At 73.0% G+C, this 19028-nt stretch carries 12 protein-coding genes; 9 read left to right on the top strand and 3 right to left on the bottom strand.

Going from position 1 to position 19028, the window contains the following annotated elements:
• Positions 1 to 37: 37 nt before the first annotated feature.
• The 3 genes from ACZ60W_RS27160 to ACZ60W_RS27170 form a co-directional block, all read right to left on the bottom strand.
• Complete coding sequence (locus tag ACZ60W_RS27160) at positions 38 to 637, bottom strand: imidazolonepropionase-like domain-containing protein (protein WP_469757999.1); 600 nt, start codon at positions 635 to 637, stop codon at positions 38 to 40.
• A gap of 5 nt (positions 638 to 642) precedes the next feature.
• Positions 643 to 1842, bottom strand: coding sequence for a cyclic dehypoxanthinyl futalosine synthase (mqnC, locus tag ACZ60W_RS27165; protein WP_366304390.1), 1200 nt, complete (start codon positions 1840 to 1842; stop codon positions 643 to 645).
• Between the two features lie 420 nt (positions 1843 to 2262).
• Entirely contained in the window at positions 2263 to 3135 is an 873-nt protein-coding gene (locus ACZ60W_RS27170) for a menaquinone biosynthetic enzyme MqnA/MqnD family protein (RefSeq protein ID WP_469758000.1), read from the bottom strand.
• A gap of 294 nt (positions 3136 to 3429) precedes the next feature.
• Between ACZ60W_RS27170 and ACZ60W_RS27175 the strand changes: the two genes are divergently transcribed.
• The 9 genes from ACZ60W_RS27175 (at position 3430) to ACZ60W_RS27215 (ending at position 18889) form a co-directional block, all read left to right on the top strand.
• A complete protein-coding gene (locus ACZ60W_RS27175) occupies positions 3430 to 3633 on the top strand; it encodes a cold-shock protein (RefSeq protein WP_015035453.1) in 204 nt (67 codons plus the stop codon).
• A 230-nt stretch (positions 3634 to 3863) separates the two neighbouring features.
• Complete coding sequence (locus ACZ60W_RS27180) at positions 3864 to 4280, top strand: DnaJ family domain-containing protein (protein WP_469758001.1); 417 nt, start codon at positions 3864 to 3866, stop codon at positions 4278 to 4280.
• A 79-nt stretch (positions 4281 to 4359) separates the two neighbouring features.
• Positions 4360 to 4869, top strand: coding sequence for a mycothiol transferase (locus ACZ60W_RS27185; RefSeq protein WP_469758002.1), 510 nt, complete (start codon positions 4360 to 4362; stop codon positions 4867 to 4869).
• Between the two features lie 119 nt (positions 4870 to 4988).
• Positions 4989 to 7148 (top strand): FG-GAP repeat domain-containing protein, encoded by a 2160-nt coding sequence (locus tag ACZ60W_RS27190; RefSeq protein WP_469758003.1) that lies wholly within the window; start codon positions 4989 to 4991, stop codon positions 7146 to 7148.
• 119 nt (positions 7149 to 7267) lie between these two features.
• A complete protein-coding gene (locus ACZ60W_RS27195; RefSeq protein ID WP_469758004.1) occupies positions 7268 to 9535 on the top strand; it encodes an FG-GAP repeat domain-containing protein in 2268 nt (755 codons plus the stop codon).
• Positions 9536 to 9604: 69 nt separating this feature from the next.
• Entirely contained in the window at positions 9605 to 11914 is a 2310-nt protein-coding gene (locus tag ACZ60W_RS27200; protein ID WP_469758005.1) for an FG-GAP repeat domain-containing protein, read from the top strand.
• Positions 11915 to 11973: 59 nt separating this feature from the next.
• Complete coding sequence (locus ACZ60W_RS27205) at positions 11974 to 14262, top strand: FG-GAP repeat domain-containing protein (protein ID WP_469758006.1); 2289 nt, start codon at positions 11974 to 11976, stop codon at positions 14260 to 14262.
• A gap of 59 nt (positions 14263 to 14321) precedes the next feature.
• Positions 14322 to 16580, top strand: a complete 2259-nt coding sequence (locus ACZ60W_RS27210) for an FG-GAP repeat domain-containing protein (RefSeq protein WP_469758007.1) — start codon at positions 14322 to 14324, stop codon at positions 16578 to 16580.
• A gap of 107 nt (positions 16581 to 16687) precedes the next feature.
• Positions 16688 to 18889, top strand: a complete 2202-nt coding sequence (locus tag ACZ60W_RS27215; protein ID WP_469758008.1) for an FG-GAP repeat domain-containing protein — start codon at positions 16688 to 16690, stop codon at positions 18887 to 18889.
• Positions 18890 to 19028 lie beyond the last annotated feature (139 nt).

A 19028-nucleotide genomic window follows, 5' to 3' on the forward strand; every position in this document is an offset into this window, starting at 1 on the left:
TCCCCCTCGTACCGCTTCGACCTTTTCGGCCCGGGACCTACCGGCGGCGGAAGACCAGGCGGCCGGCGAGGACGGTCGCCACGCAGGTGGCGGGGCCCAGGCGGACGAGGGAGGCCCGGTCGGGGACGTCGAAGACGGCGAAGCGGGCCGGTGCGCCGGGGGCGAGGCGCGGGAGGAGGACGAGGGGGCGGGGCGCGAGGGACGGCGGGCCCGGCAGGGAGGCGGGGCGCTGCCCGACGGCGAGGCCGGCGCGCCGGACGGCGTCCTGGGCCGCCCGGGAGCGCAGGTCGCCGGCGACCGCCACGGCGCCGTGGGCGAGGAGGCGCTGGACGCCGCGGCGGGCGGAGGCACCGAGCCGCGCGGGGTCGGCGCGGAAGAGCTCCCGGGCCCGCTCCCCCGTGATCGGCGCGGTGCCGAACGTGTCGGCCTCGCGCGGGTCGGGGTGGTAGGTGCCTTCGAGGAGTTCGGGCCCGTACGGGTTGAGCAGGCCGGGCGTGAGGATGCCCGGCCAGCGGCGCAGCCGGGCGTCCTCGTGGGCGGCGGCCAGCTCGTCGTAGGGGCCGACGGCGGCGATGCGGTCGCCGTCGGCGAGCACGGCGGTCTCGGGAGACGCCTCGGCGACGTGGAGGGTGAGCACGCGCGTCAGTTCGCGTCGAGGAGCTTCAGCTCGGGATGGGCCGTGCCGCCCTCGATCGCCGTGGACGAGATGTGGGAGGCCACGCGCTCGTCGACCGGGTCGTTCGCCGGGTCGTCGTGGACGACGATGTGCTCGTACGTCGTGGTGCGCTGCGCCGGGACGCGGTCCGCGGTGCGGATCATGTCGATCATCTCGCGCAGGTTGGAGCGGTGCCGGGCGCCGGCGGAGGAGACGACGTTCTCCTCCAGCATGATCGAGCCGAGGTCGTCCGCGCCGTAGTGCAGGGTCAGCTGGCCGATCTCCTTGCCCGTGGTCAGCCACGAGCCCTGGATGTGGGCGACGTTGTCCAGGAAGAGCCGGGCGATCGCGATCATGCGCAGGTACTCGAAGAGCGTGGCCTGCGTGCGGCCCTTCAGGTGGTTGTTCTCGGGCTGGTAGGTGTACGGGATGAAGGCCCGGAAGCCGCCCGTCCGGTCCTGCACGTCACGGATCATCCGGAGGTGCTCGATCCGCTCGGCGTTGGTCTCGCCGGTGCCCATCAGCATGGTGGAGGTGGACTCGACGCCCAGCTTGTGGGCGATCTCCATGATCTCCAGCCAGCGCTCGCCGCTCTCCTTCAGCGGGGCGATCGCCTTGCGCGGCCGCTCGGGGAGCAGCTCGGCGCCGGCGCCGGCGAAGGAGTCGAGGCCGGCCGCGTGGATGCGGGTGATCGCCTCCTCGACGGAGACGCCGGAGATGCGGGCCATGTGCTCGACCTCGGAGGCGCCGAGGGAGTGGATGACCAGCTGCGGGAAGTCCTTCTTGATGGCGGCGAAGTGCTTCTCGTAGTACTCGACGCCGTAGTCCGGGTGGTGGCCGCCCTGGAACATGATCTGGGTGCCGCCGAGCTCCACGGTCTCCGCGCAGCGGCGCAGGATGTCGTCGAGGTCGCGGGACCAGCCCTTCTTCGTGTCCTTCGGCGCGGCGTAGAAGGCGCAGAACTTGCACGCCGTCACGCAGACGTTCGTGTAGTTGATGTTCCGCTCGATGATGTACGTCGCGATGTGCTCGGTCCCCGCGTACCGGCGGCGGCGCACCGCGTCGGCGGCCGAGCCCAGCGCGTGCAGGGGGGCCGAGCGGTACAGGTCGAGCGCCTCCTCGGGGGTGATCCGGCCACCCGCGGCGGCGCGGTCGAGAACGGACTGGAGTTCGGCCTTCTCGGTCACCGGGTGCGTCCCTTTCGGAGGGGTTCTGATCGACCGAACCAGCCTACGCCAGCGGTCCCGGCGGCTTCCGCAGGGTGCCCGGTGGACGGTCGGCGGCGGTCGGCCGGGCGGCCGGGCCGTACGAGCGGCGGGCGAATGGCCGGTGAATTGCCGGGGCCGGGCGAATAGCCGCGGCGGCCCGGGAACCCGGCATTCCGTGCCCTTCGGGCCGGGCCGGGCGGTGGAATGCCGCCGCCCCTGTGCCGGGGGCCGCGGCATTCCGCGACGCCGTCCGCGGGAACCGGGGCGGCGTCATTCCACGGGGGCCCGGAAAGGGGCGGCCGGGGAGCCCGCCGGAGCGGACCGGTATTTCTTTCGGGTAATTCGGCGGCGGCGCGGCGCCCGCTTATCGGGGGCCCCGCGCCTCTCGCGTCCCGGCGCCTATCGGTGCGCCGGCGGCAGGAGCTCGACGGTGACGTCGGCCGGGTAGCCGGTCGTCGCGCCGGTCCTGCGGGCGAACTCCCGGACCCCGGCGAGCTGCTCGGGACCGAAGCGGAAGTCGAGGGTGCGGAAGTACCGCTCCAGGAGTTCGGCGTCGAAGGTCTCCCAGCGGGCCGCCTGCTCCGCGACCTTGGCGACCTCCTCCAGGGAGAGGTCGCGCGAGGCGAGGAACGCCTGGTGGACCTCGTGGACGGTCTCCGGCTCGCGGGCGAGGAAGTCCTTGCGGGCGGCCCACACGGCGAAGACGAACGGGAGGCCCGTCCAGTCCTTCCACATCTGCCCGAGGTCGTGGACCTGGAGGCCGAGCCGGGGCGCGTCGTGCAGCGAGGCCCGGAGCGCGGCGTCGCCGATGAGGACGGCGGCCTCGGCCTCCTGCATCATCAGGCCGAGGTCCGGCGGGCAGGTGTAGTAGTCCGGCGCGACCCCGTACCGCTCGGAAAGCAGCAGCTGGGCGAGGCGCACGGAGGTGCGGGAGGTGGAGCCGAGCGCCACGCGCGCGCCGTCCAGCTCCTCCAGGGGGCGCTGGGAGACGATCACGCAGGACATGACGGGGCCGTCGCAGCCGACGGCGATGTCCGGGAGGGCGACGAGCTCCGACGCGTTGCGGAGGTACTCGACGAGGGTGATGGGGCCGATGTCGAGATCGCCCCGGACGAGCCTCTCGCTGAGCTTCTCCGGGGTGTCCTTCGTGAGCTCGAGGTCGAGGAGCGTTCCGGTCCGTGCGAGCCCCCAGTAGAGGGGCAGGCAGTTCAGGAACTGGATGTGTCCGACGCGGGGCCGGCTGCGCTGGTGGTCATCGGTTGCATTGTCCACATCGTGAGGCTAGACCCGTCTCGCCCCGTGGGCATCGCCGGGTCTCCGGCACGCCGTCGGCGGCGCCCCGCCGGGTGACCCGCGTCAGCACGCGGAAGAAGATCAAACATGTGGGTGACGTGATCTTTCCCTCTACCGCCGCGAGCGTCCTGCGTGCTACGCTCAACGCAAGTTGCAGTTTGGTTTCCCTTGCAGTACAGAGCCTGCGGAGCATGTGACCCGCAGGCTTTTGTAGTTTTCAGACTTGTTTGCAGGTTCTGGAGCAGGGCGACCCTTTGGCCCATAGGAGGGCTCATGGCTACCGGAACCGTGAAGTGGTTCAACGCTGAAAAGGGCTTCGGCTTCATCGCCCAGGACGGCGGCGGCCCGGATGTCTTCGTCCACTACTCCGCGATCAACGCGAACGGCTTCCGTTCGCTCGAGGAGAACCAGCTCGTGACCTTCGACGTCACGCAGGGCCCGAAGGGCCCGCAGGCGGAGAACGTCTCCCCGGCCTAAGGTGCCTGGGTCGGCGAACACGCACGACTAGAGCAGTACCCAAGGAGCCCCGCTCCGTGCCTCCGGGCACGAGCGGGGCTCCTGCCTTTCCCGCCGGAGCCTCGCGGCGGGACCGGACGTAGCCGCATGCTGTCGCACGCTCACGTTCCGCGTTCCCGCGGCGAGCGCGTGCCGCGGAGACCGGCCGCGAGAACCGCCCCCGTTCCGCCGCGGTTACGTAGGCTGGACGCATGACCGAACGGAAACCTCCCGGCGTCGACTTCGAGTCATTCGTGGACAAGCAGATCCGCGAGGCGGCGGAGCGCGGCGAGTTCCGGAACCTGCCCGGCTTCGGCAAGCCCTTCGCGGACGACTCGGCGCCCTACGACGACCTGTGGTGGATCAAGGGCAAGATGCACCGCGAGGGCGGCTCGGTCCTGCCCCCCTCGCTCGCCCTGCGCAAGGAGGCCGAGGACGCGTCGGAGGCGGTGGCCGCCGCCGTCTCCGAGAGCCAGGTCCGGCGCATCCTCGGCGAGATCAACACCAAGATCGCCGAGGCCCTCGCCCGGCCGCCGGCCGGTCCGCCGCTGGGCCTCCGGCCCTTCGACGTCGAGGAGACGCTGGAGCGGTGGCGCGAGGAGCGGGCGCAGCGGGAGGGGCCGGCGTAGTCCCGCGCCGCCGAGGGGGGTGTCGTGCCGGTCGGGGCCACGTCCCGCCCGACCGGATCTCCGGGCGAGAGGAGCCCCCATGAACAGCGCCGGTCTGCTGGTCGACTCGTTCGGCCGGATCAGGGAGGTCGTCCACGAGGCCGTGGAGGGCCTGGACGACACGGAGCTCGCCGCACGGGTCACACCGGACGCCAACCCGGTCGCCTGGCTCGTCTGGCACCTCACCCGCGTCCAGGACGACCATCTCGCGGACGCCTTCGGCACCGGCCAGCTGTGGACCTCGGAGGGCTGGGCGGACCGCTTCGCCCTGCCCTTCCCCGAGCGCGCCACCGGGTACGGCCAGACGCGCGCCGAGGTCGGCCGGGTCCGGGCCCCCGCGGAGCTGCTGCTCGGGTACCACGACGCCGTCCATGCCCGGACCGTCGACCTGGTCGGCGGGCTGACCGACGCCGACCTGGACCGGATCGTGGACGACTCCTGGGACCCGCCGGTGACCCTCGGCGTCCGGCTCGTCTCCGTCATCGCGGACGACCTCCAGCACGCGGGCCAGGCGGCGTACGCGCGGGGTCTGCTGCACGCGAGGACATGACGCAACCATCCGGGATCCCCGTGTGTCTGACGGTGCGACACGTGGGGACCCCCACGTGTGCGTGCCGAGGGCGCCGCTGACCGCACGCCGCGCCCTCCCCGGGGGAGGAACGTTTCATCTTGTCGAGCACCGCCGCATCCCGCCGCCGCATCACCGCGGCCGTCACCGTCACCCTCGCCGTCACGCTGGGCGCCGCGGCCCTCGGGGCGCCGGCGTTCGCGGCGCCTGCCGCGGTGTCGGCGGGCCAGAGCACCGCCCGCGTCGTGCCCTTCCCGAAGGGCACCGAGATCGTCCTCGCCGGAACCACCGGCTTCCTTTCCGCAGACGGCACGTGGACCGGGTACGACGGCGTGACCGCCAAGCGCCTCCTCGGGAGCAACCGGCAGCCCTCCGGCGCGCCGAACGTCCTGGCCGAGGACGGGGCCTTCTGGTCCCACCTCGTGGACGTGTCGACCGGCAAGGAGCTGTTCGGCGTCAACAGCCAGTACCAGGGCCCCATCGGCCGGTACGTGGGCGGCGCCGGACGCGCGCTCTTCACGGTCACCACCAACGACACCTTCCTCATGCACACCCGGTCCGGCACCACGACCACCAGCCGCCCGGTGAGGGGACTGCACGCGGACGCCTCGGGCTTCACCGTCCGGGCGGGCGACGCCACGCACGGCGTCGTCGACTACGCGGCACCCGTGGAGGGGGCGGAGAAGCACTTCCGTGGCCTCGTCGACCTCGCCACCGGTACCGTCGCCGAGACCTACGAGGTGCCGAAGGCCACGACGGGCAACGTCGCCGTCTCCGCGCAGCGCCTCGTCTGGTCCGAGGGTGACGAGGTGGTCGTCACCACCCGGGCCACCGGCGCCCGGCAGCGCTTCGCGGCGGACGCGAAGGGCGCGCCGATCCGGGTCGGCCTGCTCGGCGACTGGATCACCTACGTCCCGCTCAACGCGGCGGAGTCCGACGGTGTCTTCGTCCCCGGACCGCTGACCGCCCGGGCGTTGACGACCGGGGCCACCCGCACCTTCCTCGCGTACGCCTCCTCGGCCGCCGACGCTCCCGACGGCTCCCAGCTCGTGCGCGGCGGCACGAAGGAACAGGGCGAGGGCCTGTACCGGATCGCGCCGGGCGGCGACGGGGCCCCGGTCTCCACCCTCGTGGCGTCCACCGGACAGCCGACCGGCGAGCGCAGCCGGATCGAGCTGGTCAAGCACACCGTGCCCGCCGTCGCCGACCTGGACCGGCCCGGCCCGGCCGAGCTGACCTGGACGTTCGACGGCGAGACCGCCTTCGGCAGCGTCGAGATCCGTCATGTGAGGTCCGGCCGCGTGCAGACCCTGGTCGACACGTTCAGCGCGTCGAGCCCCGCGGTGATCGACCTGCGGAACCCCTCGACCGGGGTCGCCCTCCCGAACGGCGACTACACCTGGACGATCGACGTCGGCGAGGCGTACCCGGACGAGGCGACCGGCAAGGAGCACCTGCCGCTGCGCGTGTCCGGCACGTTCCGGATCACGCGGACGACCAAGCCGCACGACTTCGACGACAACGGCTCGGCCGACCTCCTCGCGCGGGACGCGAGCGGCACGCTGTGGAGCCGGCAGGGGCTCGGCAGCGCCGTGAAGGTCGGGACCGGCTGGGGCGTGTACGACCGGATCGAGGCGGCCGGGAACCTCGGCGGCTCCGCGGTGGGCGACGTCGTCGCCCGGGACAGGACCGGGGTCCTGTGGCTGCACAAGGGCATCGGGGACGGCGGGTTCGCGCACCGGATCCGGGTCGGCACGGGGTGGAACACCTACGGTCTGCTCGCGGGCGGCAGCGACGTGACCGGCGACGGCAGGCCCGACCTCCTGGGCGTCAACGCGGCGGGCGTCCTCTGGGTCCACCGGGGCACCGGCAGCGAGACGGCGCCGTTCGCGGCCACGCGGAAGAGCGCCGGCACCGGCTGGGGCGTCTACAACGAGATCGCGGCCGTCGGGAACGTCGCCGGAGCCGCCGCGGGCGACCTCGTCGCCCGTGACCGGGCCGGGGTCCTCTGGCTCCACCTCGGCAAGGGCGACGGCACCTTCGCGCCGCGCGTCCGGATCGGCGCCGGCTGGAACGAGTACAGCCGGCTGGTCGCCATGGGCGACGCCGACCGCGACGGGCGCAACGACCTGGTGGCGTACAGCCCGGTCGGCGACACGGTGTACCTCTACTCCGGCACGGGCAGGTGGCAGGCCCCGTTCAAGGGGCGCGTGAGCACGGCGTACCGCGCCGAGGGCGCCACGTACGACCACTGGTCCTGACCGGCCGTCATCCGCCGGTGATGTTCGGCCATCCGGTCGTACAACCACACCTATGGTTCAACAGTCTTACCGGGCGGTACGCACGCGTGCGTACCGCCCGGTTCTCCTGGAGGAACTCCTTGGCTTCCGCACGCTTCCCCCGACGGCGCCTGAGCGCGTCCGTCGCCACCGTCCTCGCCGTGACGCTCGGCGCGGGCGCGCTCGCCGTCCCCGCGGTCTCGGCCACGCCGCTCCCGGCCGCCGGGGCGAGCGCGACCGGAACGACCCAGCAGGCCGCCGTCGCCTTCCCCGAGGGCGCCGTGATCATCGCCTCCGGCACGACCGGCTTCCTCACCTACGACAAGGCCGTCCCCGAGTACCGCTGGACGCCCTACGACGGCGGCGCGCCGACCGTCCTGCCCGGCACCCCGGCCACGACGGGCACGGGCAGCGGCGACCTGGTCGTCTCGGTCGCGTCCGACGCGATGTCGCTGCGCGACATGGGGACGAACACCACGCTCCACAGCGTCTGGCTGGGCACCCTCGACGGCCCCGGCGGCGAGGGCAGCGTCACCGTGGCCTTCGGCGGGGCCGCCGGCAGCGCCCTCTTCACCACCGTGAAGACAGGCTCCGGCCTCTCCCTCGTCCAGCACGTCAAGGGCAAGGGCCCCGTCACCGTCACCGGCCTGCCCACCGGTCTGCAGTACGCCAGGGTGCACCCCGGCACCGCCGAGCACGCCCTGGTCACCTACGTCACCGCCGCGGGCGCGCGCCACCGCGCGGTGCTCGACCTCGCCACCGGCGCGGTGACGGAGACGTACGAGACCCCCGCGTCCGCCTACTACGGCGACGTCGCCGTCTCCGCGACCGGCATCGCCTGGGTCGAGTACGACACGAACGTCCACACGGCCCGCGTGGTGGTCCGCGCCCGCGGCACCGGTACGAGCGCGAACGACACGATCGTGCCGCTCGGCGAGACCTGGACGCTCGGCGCGATCGAGATCGGTCTCGTCGGCGACCGGCTGACCGTCTCGCAGCGCGGCGGCCTCGACAGCGCCGCGCCCGACCCGCTGCACGCGCTCACCGCCCACAGCCTCACGGGCGGCGCCCCGGTCCCGCTCCTGGACCACATCACCTCGGCCGTCGCCACGGCCGACGGCGGCCAGCTGGTGCGCGGCGGGCGGATCGACGGCGGCGAGGGGCTCTACCGGATCGCCCCCGGCCAGGACGGCACGCCCGTCGCCACCCTCGTCGCCTCCACCGGCAAGCCGACCGGGCTGGCCTTCACGAAGCCGGCGGACGTGCCCGCCACCGTCGAACTCGACAAGTACCGCGGCAACGTCACCTTCAGGTGGCACCTGAACCGCGGCAACGCGGACTACCGGGTGACCCTCCGCCACGTCCGGACCGGCAAGAGCATCACCGTCTCCCGTCCCCAGGTCGGGACCGACCTGATCGCCCACTTCGACTGGCGCGGCGACCTGTTCGACACGACCGGGCCCGTCCCGGAGCTGAGCGCCTACAACGGCGCGTACACCTGGGAGTTCACCGCCACTCCGAACAACGGCATCGGCGCGCCGGTCTCGGCCCAGGGCACCTTCACCGTCGTCCGCAAGGCCAACCCGCACGACTTCGACGACAACGGCTCCCCCGACCTCCTGTCGCGGGACAGCGCCGGTGTCCTGTGGCGGGACAGCACCTTCGACAGCCCGTACACCCACGAGATCATCTCGAAGCGCTCGCGGGTGGGAGCCGGCTGGAACGTCTACGACAGCGTCGAGGCGGCCGGTGACATCGCCGGCTCGGCCGTCGGCGACCTCGTCGCCCGCGACAAGGCCGGCGTCCTCTGGCTCTACCAGGGCGACGGACGCGGCAGCTTCACGACCCGTACCCGGATCGGCGGCGGCTGGCAGGTCTACGACCGGATCGCGGCCGGCAGCGACCTGGACGTCGACGGCCGTCCCGACCTCGTCGCCACCGACAAGGCCGGCGTCATGTGGCTCTACAAGGGCACCGGCAAGGCCAACGCCCCCTACGCGGGCCGCACCCGCGTCGGCGCCGGATGGAACGTCTACGACCACCTCACCGCCACCGGCGACCTGTACGGCGTCGACGCCCCCGCCGGCGACCTCGTCGCCCGCGACAAGGCCGGCGTCCTCTGGCTCTACGAGGGCGACGGACGCGGCAGCTTCCGCACCCGCGTCAGGATCAGCGCCGGCTGGAACGTCTTCTCCGACATCGTCGGCTCCGGCGACGTCAACCGCGACGGCATCCCCGACCTCGTCGCACGCGACGCGGTCAACCACCACGCCTACGCGTACCTCGGCACGCACATCAAGGGCCGGCCGCTCGACAAGCCCCGGCTGACGGAACTCGAGGCGAACAAGGCGTACAACCTTTTCTCCTGACTGATTGTCTGATCGGACGGTATGCACGGACATGTGCGTGCCGTCCGATCACTCCTCGAGGAGAAACCCGTGGCCCCAGGCACGACCCGACGCCGGCTCACCGCCGCCGTCGTCACCGTCCTCGCGATCACCGCGGGCGCGGCGTTCACCACCGTCCCGGCCGGCGCGACCCCGGCGGCCGGTGCGGTCTCCGCCTCCCCGGCGGCGGACACGGGGCCGGGGTACGTGCTCGGCGCGAACGTGGACGTCGTCAGCTGGGGCAGCAGCGGATTCCTCGGCTCCGCCAGCAGATCCCTGTACCCCGAAGGGGTGGAGACCGTGTACCGCTGGTACCGGGCGGACGGCACGTCGACCTTCCTCGCGCGGTCCCAGGAGGGGGAGCAGATCATGACGGGCGACCTCGGCGGCTCCGACATCGTGACGAAGAAGTCCTATGTCTCGGACAGCACCCTGATCGAGCTCCGCGACATGGCCGCGCCCACCGGCACGGCCCCCGTCGTCTTCGACCTCAGTGCACTGGGTTCCGAGTACACGTACCTGGCCACGGCGGGCTTCGGCATCCTCGTCGAGGTGGGACCCACCAACGGCCCGAAGGAGCTGCGTCTCCTCACCCGGAGCGGCGCCACGGTCTCCGAACGCAAGATCACCGGAGTCCCGGCGACGTTCGGCAGTGCCGTCGGAGGGGTGGCCGGGACGACCGACGCGGCAGTCCTCTCGTACTACCCGGTCGGCGGGGGCGGCAAGACCGGTGTGATCGTGGTCGACCTGACCGCCGGCGCGGTGACGCGTACAAACGAGCCCCTGCCGTACGGCGCGGACGGCTACCGGCGGGCGACGGCCTCACCGACGAAGCTCGCGGTGTGGCGGGGCGCGGACCTGGTCGTGACCGACCGGGCCACCGGGACGGACACGTCGATCCCCGTCGGCCGGGCCACGGCTCCCGCGCTGGTCGGCCTGCTCGGCGACTGGGTCGCCTACGGCACGCGCACCGGCCCGTACGCGTACCAGGACGGCCCCCTCGAACAGTTCACGGCCCGTTCGCTCACCGACGGCCGGACGGTCGGGCTGCTCGACTCCGCGACGGGCGAGGTGGTGCGCGCCCCGGACGGCGCCCTCCTCGTCGAGGGCCGGACCGCCGCGAAGGGCGAGGGCGTCTACCGGATCGCGCCGGGCGCCGACGGCACCCCGGCCGCCGAACTCGTCTTCGCCACGGGCAAGTCGGCTCCGCTGGCCGTCCTCTCGACGGACTTCGCCCCCGTCCTCGACCTCGACGCGGCGCGGTACGGGCGGCTCGACATGCAGTGGACGCTGTCCCACAGCGCGTTCTCCTACACCCTGGAGATGATCCACAAGCGGACCGGCGAGAAGTTCGTCCACACCGGCAGGGACGACGTCTACACCTACGGCAGGCTGGCCTTCTCCTGGGACGCTCGGGCCGCGGCCGCCGCGAGTCTCAACGGCGGGAACCCGTTCAACGGCGACTACACCTGGAACCTGACCGTCACGCCGGACAACGGCGTCGGCCCCGACGTCCACGCCACCGGCGAGGTCAGGATCGTCCGCAAGCCGAAGATGCACGACTTCGACGACAACGGCTCTCCCGACGTGCTCTTCCGCGACGAACTCGGCTATCTGCGGAGCGTCGACACCCGGTACGACACCGAATCCCGGCGAGTCGAGTCCACCCGCTTCACCCAGTCCTTCGGCGGCGGCTGGAACGGCTACAAGCTGATCGCGGCCGTGGGCGACGTCGCCGGGACGACCGCGCCCGACGTCGTGGGCCGTGACGCGGCCGGCGTCCTCTGGCTCCACCAGGGCACCGGCGACACCGACAGCCCCCTCGCCGACCGCGTCCGCATCGGCGCCGGCTGGAACGCCTACACCCAGCTCGCCGGCGGCAGCGACGTCACCGGCGACGGCCGCGCCGACGTCCTGGCCACCGACACCGCCGGCGTCATGTGGCTCTACAAGGGCACCGGCAAACCCACCGCACCCCTCGCCAACCGCGTCAAGGTCGGCGCCGGCTGGAACGCCTACAACCAGATCACCGCCGTCGGCGACGTCGGCGGGGCTCCCGCGGGGGACTTCGTCGCCCGCGACAAGGCCGGCGTGCTCTGGCTCTACCTCGGCCGGGGCGACGGCACCTTCACCACCCGCGCACGACTCGGCGCCGGCTGGAACCAGTACAGCCGGCTCGTCGGCGTCGGCGACGCGACCGGGGATGGTCGCGCCGACCTGTACGCCTACGGCCCGAACAACACCTCGTACGTCTACGAGGGGACGGGCTCCCCCTCGTCGCCCTTCCGGGGCCGGACGCCCACCGACCTGCTGATCTTCCGCGGCACCGGCGGCGACCCCCTCGTCAACCACGTCACCTGACAGCTCGTGACGGCCCCCGCCCGCGCCCTGCTGTTCCGATCCGAGAGGAATCGATTCCCTTGTCTCCCTCCCGCACAGCACGACGACGCCTCGCCGCCGCGGTCCTCACCGCCCTCGCCGTCACCGCCGGTACCGCGGTGACCTCGGTCCCGGCCACCGCGGTCCCGGCCGCCGCCGGGACCGCCGCCGTCCCGGCGGCGGATCCCGCGCCCGTGCCCGCGGTGCCGGCCACGACGTCGCTCCTCGGCTCGGGTCCGCACGGCTTCCTCGGCTCCACGGAGTACTACGACAGCGAGGGGATGTTCGGCTACGACTACGTCTGGTACCGGCCGGACGGCACGTCCACCCTGCTGTCCAAGGCGTACTCCGGGGGGCCCGCGACCCCGAACGGGCTCGTGTCCGACGTCGTGGCGGTCGCGGACGACCACGACTACCGGGTGATCCGGCTGCACGACATGGCGAAGCCGGCCGGTACGGCCCCGGTCGTGATCGACCTCAAGCAGCTGGGACCGACGCACAAGTTCGTGGCGGCGTACGGATCGACGCTTCTGGTGGAGGTGGGGACGTACGACGCGCCGAAGGAGCTGCACCTGGTCACCAGGACCGGGAACACCCTCGACGACCGCAAGGTCACCGGCGTCCCGGCCGACATCGGCCAGGTGGCCACGGCGAGCGGAGCGGACGGCACCGCCTTCGTCACCTACCGGCTGCCCGGCGCGGGCTACACCAAGAGCGCCCACGCCGTGATCGACCTGGCGTCGGCCGCGGTGACACGGACGTACCCGCCCCTGACCTCCGGGAACGGCGGCTACGGGAACGCGGCCGTCTCCCCGGAGAAGCTCGCCGTGTGGAAGGGCGCGGACCTGGTCGTGACCGACCGGGCCACGGGCACGGACACCTCGGTCACCGTCGGGCAGGCGGAGGGCGCCTCGACGCTGGGCCTGTTCGGGGAGTGGGTCGCCTACGGCACGTCCACGGCGCCCGGCGGGGGAAGGGCGGGCGACCCGCTGCTTCCCCTCACCGTCCGCTCGCTCGCCGACGGCCGCACGGAGCGGGTGCTCGACCGGGTGTCCGGCGTCGTCCCCGGTCCCGACGGCACCCTCCTCGCCCGCGGCGGCACGGTCGACGGGGGCGAGGGCGTCTACCGGATCGCCGTCGGCGCGGACGGCACCCCGACCGCCGAACGCATCGCCTCCACCGGCGAGTCGACCGCGCTGACGTTCCTCTCCACGAGCATCGGACCCGTCGTCGACCTGGACGCCCAGAACAACCGCGTCTACCTGAACTGGAAGCTGTCGCACGGCCACTTCACGTACACCGTGGAGCTGATCCACCAGCAGAGCAGGCAGCGCTACCACCACGAGATGTCGAGCGACTACGGGAGCTTCAACTTCCTCTGGCGCGGCAACTTCGCCCGGACCGAGAGCGACCCCGGCAAGGCGGCGTTCAACGGCGACTACACCTGGGAGCTGACCGCCAGGCCGACCAACGGCATCGGCCCGGAGCTGAAGCGGACCGGGAACTTCACGGTCGCCCGCAAGCCCCGGATGCACGACTTCGACGACAACGGCGCCCCCGACCTGCTCTTCCGTGACAGCCAGGGCACCCTGCGCCACCAGGACACCATGTACGACGTCTGGAAGAGCAAGGTCGTGCCGGCCGAGGACCCGGAGTACATCGGCGGCGGCTGGCAGGGCTACAAGCTGATCGAGGCGGTGGGCGACGTCGCCGGGACGACCGCGCCCGACGTCGTCGGCCGCGACACCGCCGGTGTCCTCTGGCTCCACCAGGGCACCGGCGACACCCGCAACCCCCTCGCCGACCGCGTCCGGATCGGCGCCGGCTGGAACGTCTACACCCAGCTCGCCGGCGGCAGCGACGTCACCGGCGACGGCCGCGCCGACGTCCTCGCCACCGACACCGCCGGCGTCATGTGGCTCTACAAGGGCACCGGCAAACCCACCGCACCCCTCGCCAACCGCGTCAAGGTCGGCGCCGGCTGGACCATCTACAACCAGATCACCGCCGTCGGCAACGTCGGCGGGGCCGCCCCCGGCGACCTCGTCGCCCGCGACAAGGCCGGCGTCCTGTGGCTCTACCTCGGCAACGGCAACGGCACCTTCGCCACCCGGGTCCGCATCGGCGGCGGCTGGAACCAGTACACCCAGATCGTCGGCATCGGCGACGGCACCATGGACGGCCGCGCCGACCTGTACGCCTACGGCCCGCAGAACACCTCGTACGTCTACCCGGGCACCGGCAGCTGGCGGACGCCGTTCGCGACCCGCGTGCCCACCGACGCGCTCGTGATCAACAGCTCCGGCTGGGGCATCGACCACGTCACCTGACGCCGCCCGTCGCCCCGCGTGCCCCTGACGCCCCACAGACACCAGAGGAAACGATCTCCTTGACCCGTTCGTACAGACCCCGCCACCTCGCCGCCGCCGTGACGGCCGTCCTCGCCGTCACCGCGGGCGTCGCCGTCACCGCGGCGCCGGCCACGGCCGCCCCGGCCGCCACCGCCTCCCCGCAGGAGGCGCGGGCCGCCGAGGCCGTGGCCACCCTCCCGAAGAACTCGCAGGTCGTCAGCGCCGGAACCACCGGGTTCCTCAGCACCGTCGCGACCCCGACCGGCTCCGAGTACCGCTGGACGGACTACACGACGGGCGCCACCAAGGCCCTCGCCGAGCCGCTGACCTCCTACCTCGGCAGCGGCTCCGACATCGTCTTCTCCCGCAAGGAAGGGGAGAGCGTCTACTGGATCAACGACATGGCCCACCCGAGCGGCATGCGCACGGGCATCACGGCGCCCGGCTCGTACTACGTGCGCGCGGCCGTCGGCTCGTCGCTCGTGGCGTCCTCGGTCAGCGAGACCCGCCAGCTCAGCGTCGTCCTGCTGCGCAAGGACAGCGGCACGACGGGCATCACCACCACCCCCGTGCGGACCGGCACCGACGGCAAGGGCATCCCCGCCGACGCGCGGCTCGGCAGGATCTCCCTGACGGCCCCCGGCATCGCCGTCCTGCAGTACTCCACGGGCACCCTCGACGACGCCCGGCACTACGCCGCCGCCGTGGACACCTTCACCGGCGAGGTGCTGGAGACGCTCCCGGCGAACGCCAAGCCGATCGCCGCCTCGTACGCGACCGCCACGCACTGGGCCTGGGCCGAGTACACGGCCCCCGACCGGATCCGCTTCGCCACCGCCCCGCGCGGCGGCGGCTCGCCCACGTACACCGACCTCGGGTACGTCGACGGCGGCTCCGGCATGCACGCGGGCATCGTCGGCGACTGGGCGACCTACGCCCGGCCGTTCGGCGGCACGGCCGACTTCCCGTCGGCGCTCTACCCGCTGACGGCGCGTTCCCTCGCCGACGGGCGGACCGTCAGGCTCCTGGACCACGTGGCCACCGTCGCCACCGCCCCCGACGGCTCCCTCCTCGTGCGCGGCGGCACCCTCGCCCAGGGCGAGGGCATCTACCGGATCGCACCGGGCGCCGACGGCACCCCGGCCGCCACCCTCGTCGCGGGCACCGACGCGCCGACGGCACTCAAGCTCACGGGCAACGACGTCCCGCCCGTCGTCGACCCGGACCAGAACGGCGGCACGACGACCTTCACCTGGGGCCTCTCCCGCGGCAACGCCTCCGGCACCGTCACCCTGCGGCACACCCGCACCGGCAGGACGGAGCAGATCAGCTTCTCCGGCCTCGGCGACACCGTCGCCAACACGGCCACGGTCCGCTTCAAGTGGCAGGGCACGCTCACCGGCTTCTCCGCCTACAACGGCGACTACACCTGGGACTTCCGTGCCAAGCCGAACAACGGCATCGGCCCGGAGGTGCGCCAGACCGGCGCCTTCAAGGTGGTCCGCAAGCCCGCCGGGCACGACTACACGGACAACGGCACCCCCGACCTGCTGCTCCGGGACTCCGCCGGCCGGCTGTGGCGCGACGACCTCGTCAAGGGCCAGTTCTCGGACTACATCCACGAGACCGAGCACAAGCTGCTCGGCGCCGGCTGGAACGCCTACGACCGGATCGAGGCCGTCGGCAACGTCGCGGGCGGCACCGCCGGCGACCTCGTCGCCCGCGACACCGCCGGCGTCCTGTGGAGCTACCTCGGCAAGGGCGACGGCACCTTCGCCACCCGCACGAAGATCAGCGCGGGCTGGCAGGGCTACAACAAGATCACCGGCGGCAGTGACGTCACCGGCGACGGCTGGGCCGACCTCTTCGCCACCGACACCGCCGGCGTCATGTGGCTCTACAAGGGCACGGGCAACTGGAAGACCCCCTACTCCGGCCGCACCCGCGTCGGCGCCGGCTGGAACGCCTTCAACCAGATCACCGCCACCGGCGACCTCGTCGGCACCGCCCACGGCGACCTCGTCGCCCGCGACACCGCCGGCGTCCTCTGGCTCTACCCGAGCACCGGCGGCGCCGGCTTCGGCGCCCGCATCCGCCTCGGCGCCGGCTGGGGCGGCTTCACCCACCTCGTCGGCACCGGCGACGCCGACCGCGACGGCCGCAGCGACCTCCTCGCCTACTCCCCCACCGGCGGCACGCTCCTCTACGTCGGCACGGGCAACCCGTCGGCGCCGCTCACCCGCACCTACACCTCGCTGTACCCGTCGGGCACGACCGCGTACAACCTCATCGGCTGAGCCCGTCCCGTCCGTCCCGTCCCCCGGTGCCGACACGCCGCGGGGACGGGACGGGCGCGAGATCGGGCAGGGACGAGAGCACGCACGAAACCATGGGGGACACCCACATGAAGCACGCACACACACGCCACGGCCGCCGGCTCGCCACGGCCGTCCTCGCGGTCCTCGCCGTCACGGCCACGGCCGGGACGCTGGTGACCGCGCCGGTGGCGGGGGCCGCCGTGGCGGCAGGGGTCCAGGACGCGTCGGCGGTGACGCTGCCGGCGGGCGAGGTGCTCGTCAGCGCGGGCACGACCGGATTCCTCACCTCGAAGGACGACGGGACCGGCGGGGCCACGCTGACGTGGACGAAGTTCGCCGACGGGTCGAGGACGCCGGTTCCGGGGGCGTACGGCCTCGCGACGCGCTCGGACACCGTGATCACGCAGGAGGACGGACAGTTCGTCCTGCGGGACATGGCCTCGGGCGGCTACCCCGTCTCCGTGAAGCCGGCCGGGCGCATCGAGGACTACATGGTCGTCGGGGCGGTGGGCTCGACGGTGTACCTGAGCGCGCCCAACAACAACGGCGCCCAGGACCTCTACCGGCTGACCCGGGTGAACGGGGTGCAGCAGCAGGAGAGGATCTCGTACCAGAACGACGCGCAGAACTTCCGGGTCATGGCGCACTCGGGCGCCGACATCCTCATCCTCTTCACCCGGAAGGGGAGCGGCGGCACCCCCACGTACTGGCAGGCGACGGCGAGCGTGCTCGGCGGCTTCATGCGGACGCCGTGGAGCACCGGGGCGCGCGTGTCGAGCGCGACCGCCGCGATCTCCCCGTCGTACCTCGCGTGGACGGAGTACCCGGACGGCGTCACGCGGCTGGCCGTGCAGAAGCGGAGCGAGTACGCCCCGTTCACGAGCATCAACCTGGGGGCGGGGACCGGTGGTGAGCTCGTCGGGTTCTCCGGGGACTGGGTGCTGTACGGGGTGCCGGGCGGGCTGAACGCGTCCGTCCGCAACCCGCTGCACGCGCTGACCGCGCGGAACCTCGTCACGGGGGCGACCACCACCCTGCTCGACCACTTCACGGCGGCGACGGTCACGCCGGACGGGATCGTCGTCCAGGGCGGCAGGATGACCGACGGCGAGGGACTGTTCAAGATCACCGAGTCCGCCACCGAGCCCCAGGTCGCGCTCGTCGCACCGACGCCCGGTGCCTCGTCGACGCCGACCGTGGTCGGCAGCAAGGTCCCGGCCGTGGCACAGCTGGACCGCGACGGCGGGCTCGTGCCGATGGAGTGGACGCTCTCGCGCTCCAACGTGACCCTCGACGTGACACTGCGGCACCACGCGACCGGGAAGGCGTTCACGAAGCGTCTGGTGGAGCCGTCGGCTCCGGCGCGGCTCACCTGGGACGGCCTGACGGGCGGGGTGAGCGCCCCGAACGGCGACTACACGTGGCAGGTCGTCGCGACGCCGCTGAACGGCATCGGCGGCCAGGGCTACGCGACCGGCTCCTTCACGGTGACCCGGCAGGCCAACCCCCACGACCTCACCGACAACGGCTCCCCCGACCTCCTCGCCCGCGACGCCTCCGGCACCCTGTGGCGCGACGACACCCTCGACTGGCCGGTGGCCGGCCAGGTGACCCCGGCGAAGCCGCGCGTGAAGATCGGTACGGGGTGGAACGCGTACAACCTGATCGAGTCGGCGGGGAACATCGCGGGCGCGCCCGCCGGTGACCTCCTCGCCCGGGACACGGCCGGTGTCCTGTGGAGCTTCCTCGGCAAGGGCGACGGCACGTTCGCCAACCGCGTCAAGATCGGCCCCGGCTGGGGCATCTACCCCACGATGGCCCCGGGCTCCGACCTCACCGGCGACGGCAAGGCCGACCTGGTCGCCACGGACACCGCCGGCGTCCTCTGGCTCTACAAGGGCACCGGCGCCTGGAACGCGCCCTACTCCGGCCGCACGAGGCTCGGCCCCGGCTGGGGCGTCTACAACCAGCTGACCGCCACCGGCAACATCTCCGGCGGCCCCGCCGGCGACCTCGTCGCCCGGGACGCGTCGGGCGTGCTGTGGCTGTACCAGGGCAAGGGCGACGGCACGTTCGCGGGCCGGGTGCGGATCGGCGGGGGCTGGAACGCGTACAGCCAGCTGGTGGGCGTCGGCGACGCGAACAACGACGGCCGCCCCGACCTCCTCGCCTACGGCGCCGCCGGCACCCACGTGTTCCTGGGCACCGGCTCCTGGTCGGCCCCCTTCACGAGGTCGACGACACCGCTGTACGCGGGCGAGGGGACGAAGTTCACCTCGGTGTCGTGACGGATTCCGCGACCGAGGGGTACAACCTTTCGAATCCCTCGTGAGTCCTGGGGGGGGGGGGGGGGGGGGGGGGGGGGGGGGGGAGGGGGGGGGGGGGGGGGCGGGGGGGGGGGGGGGGGGGGGGGGGGGGGGGGGGGGG

It is taken from the genome of Streptomyces sp. NPDC104202, assembly GCF_055584185.1.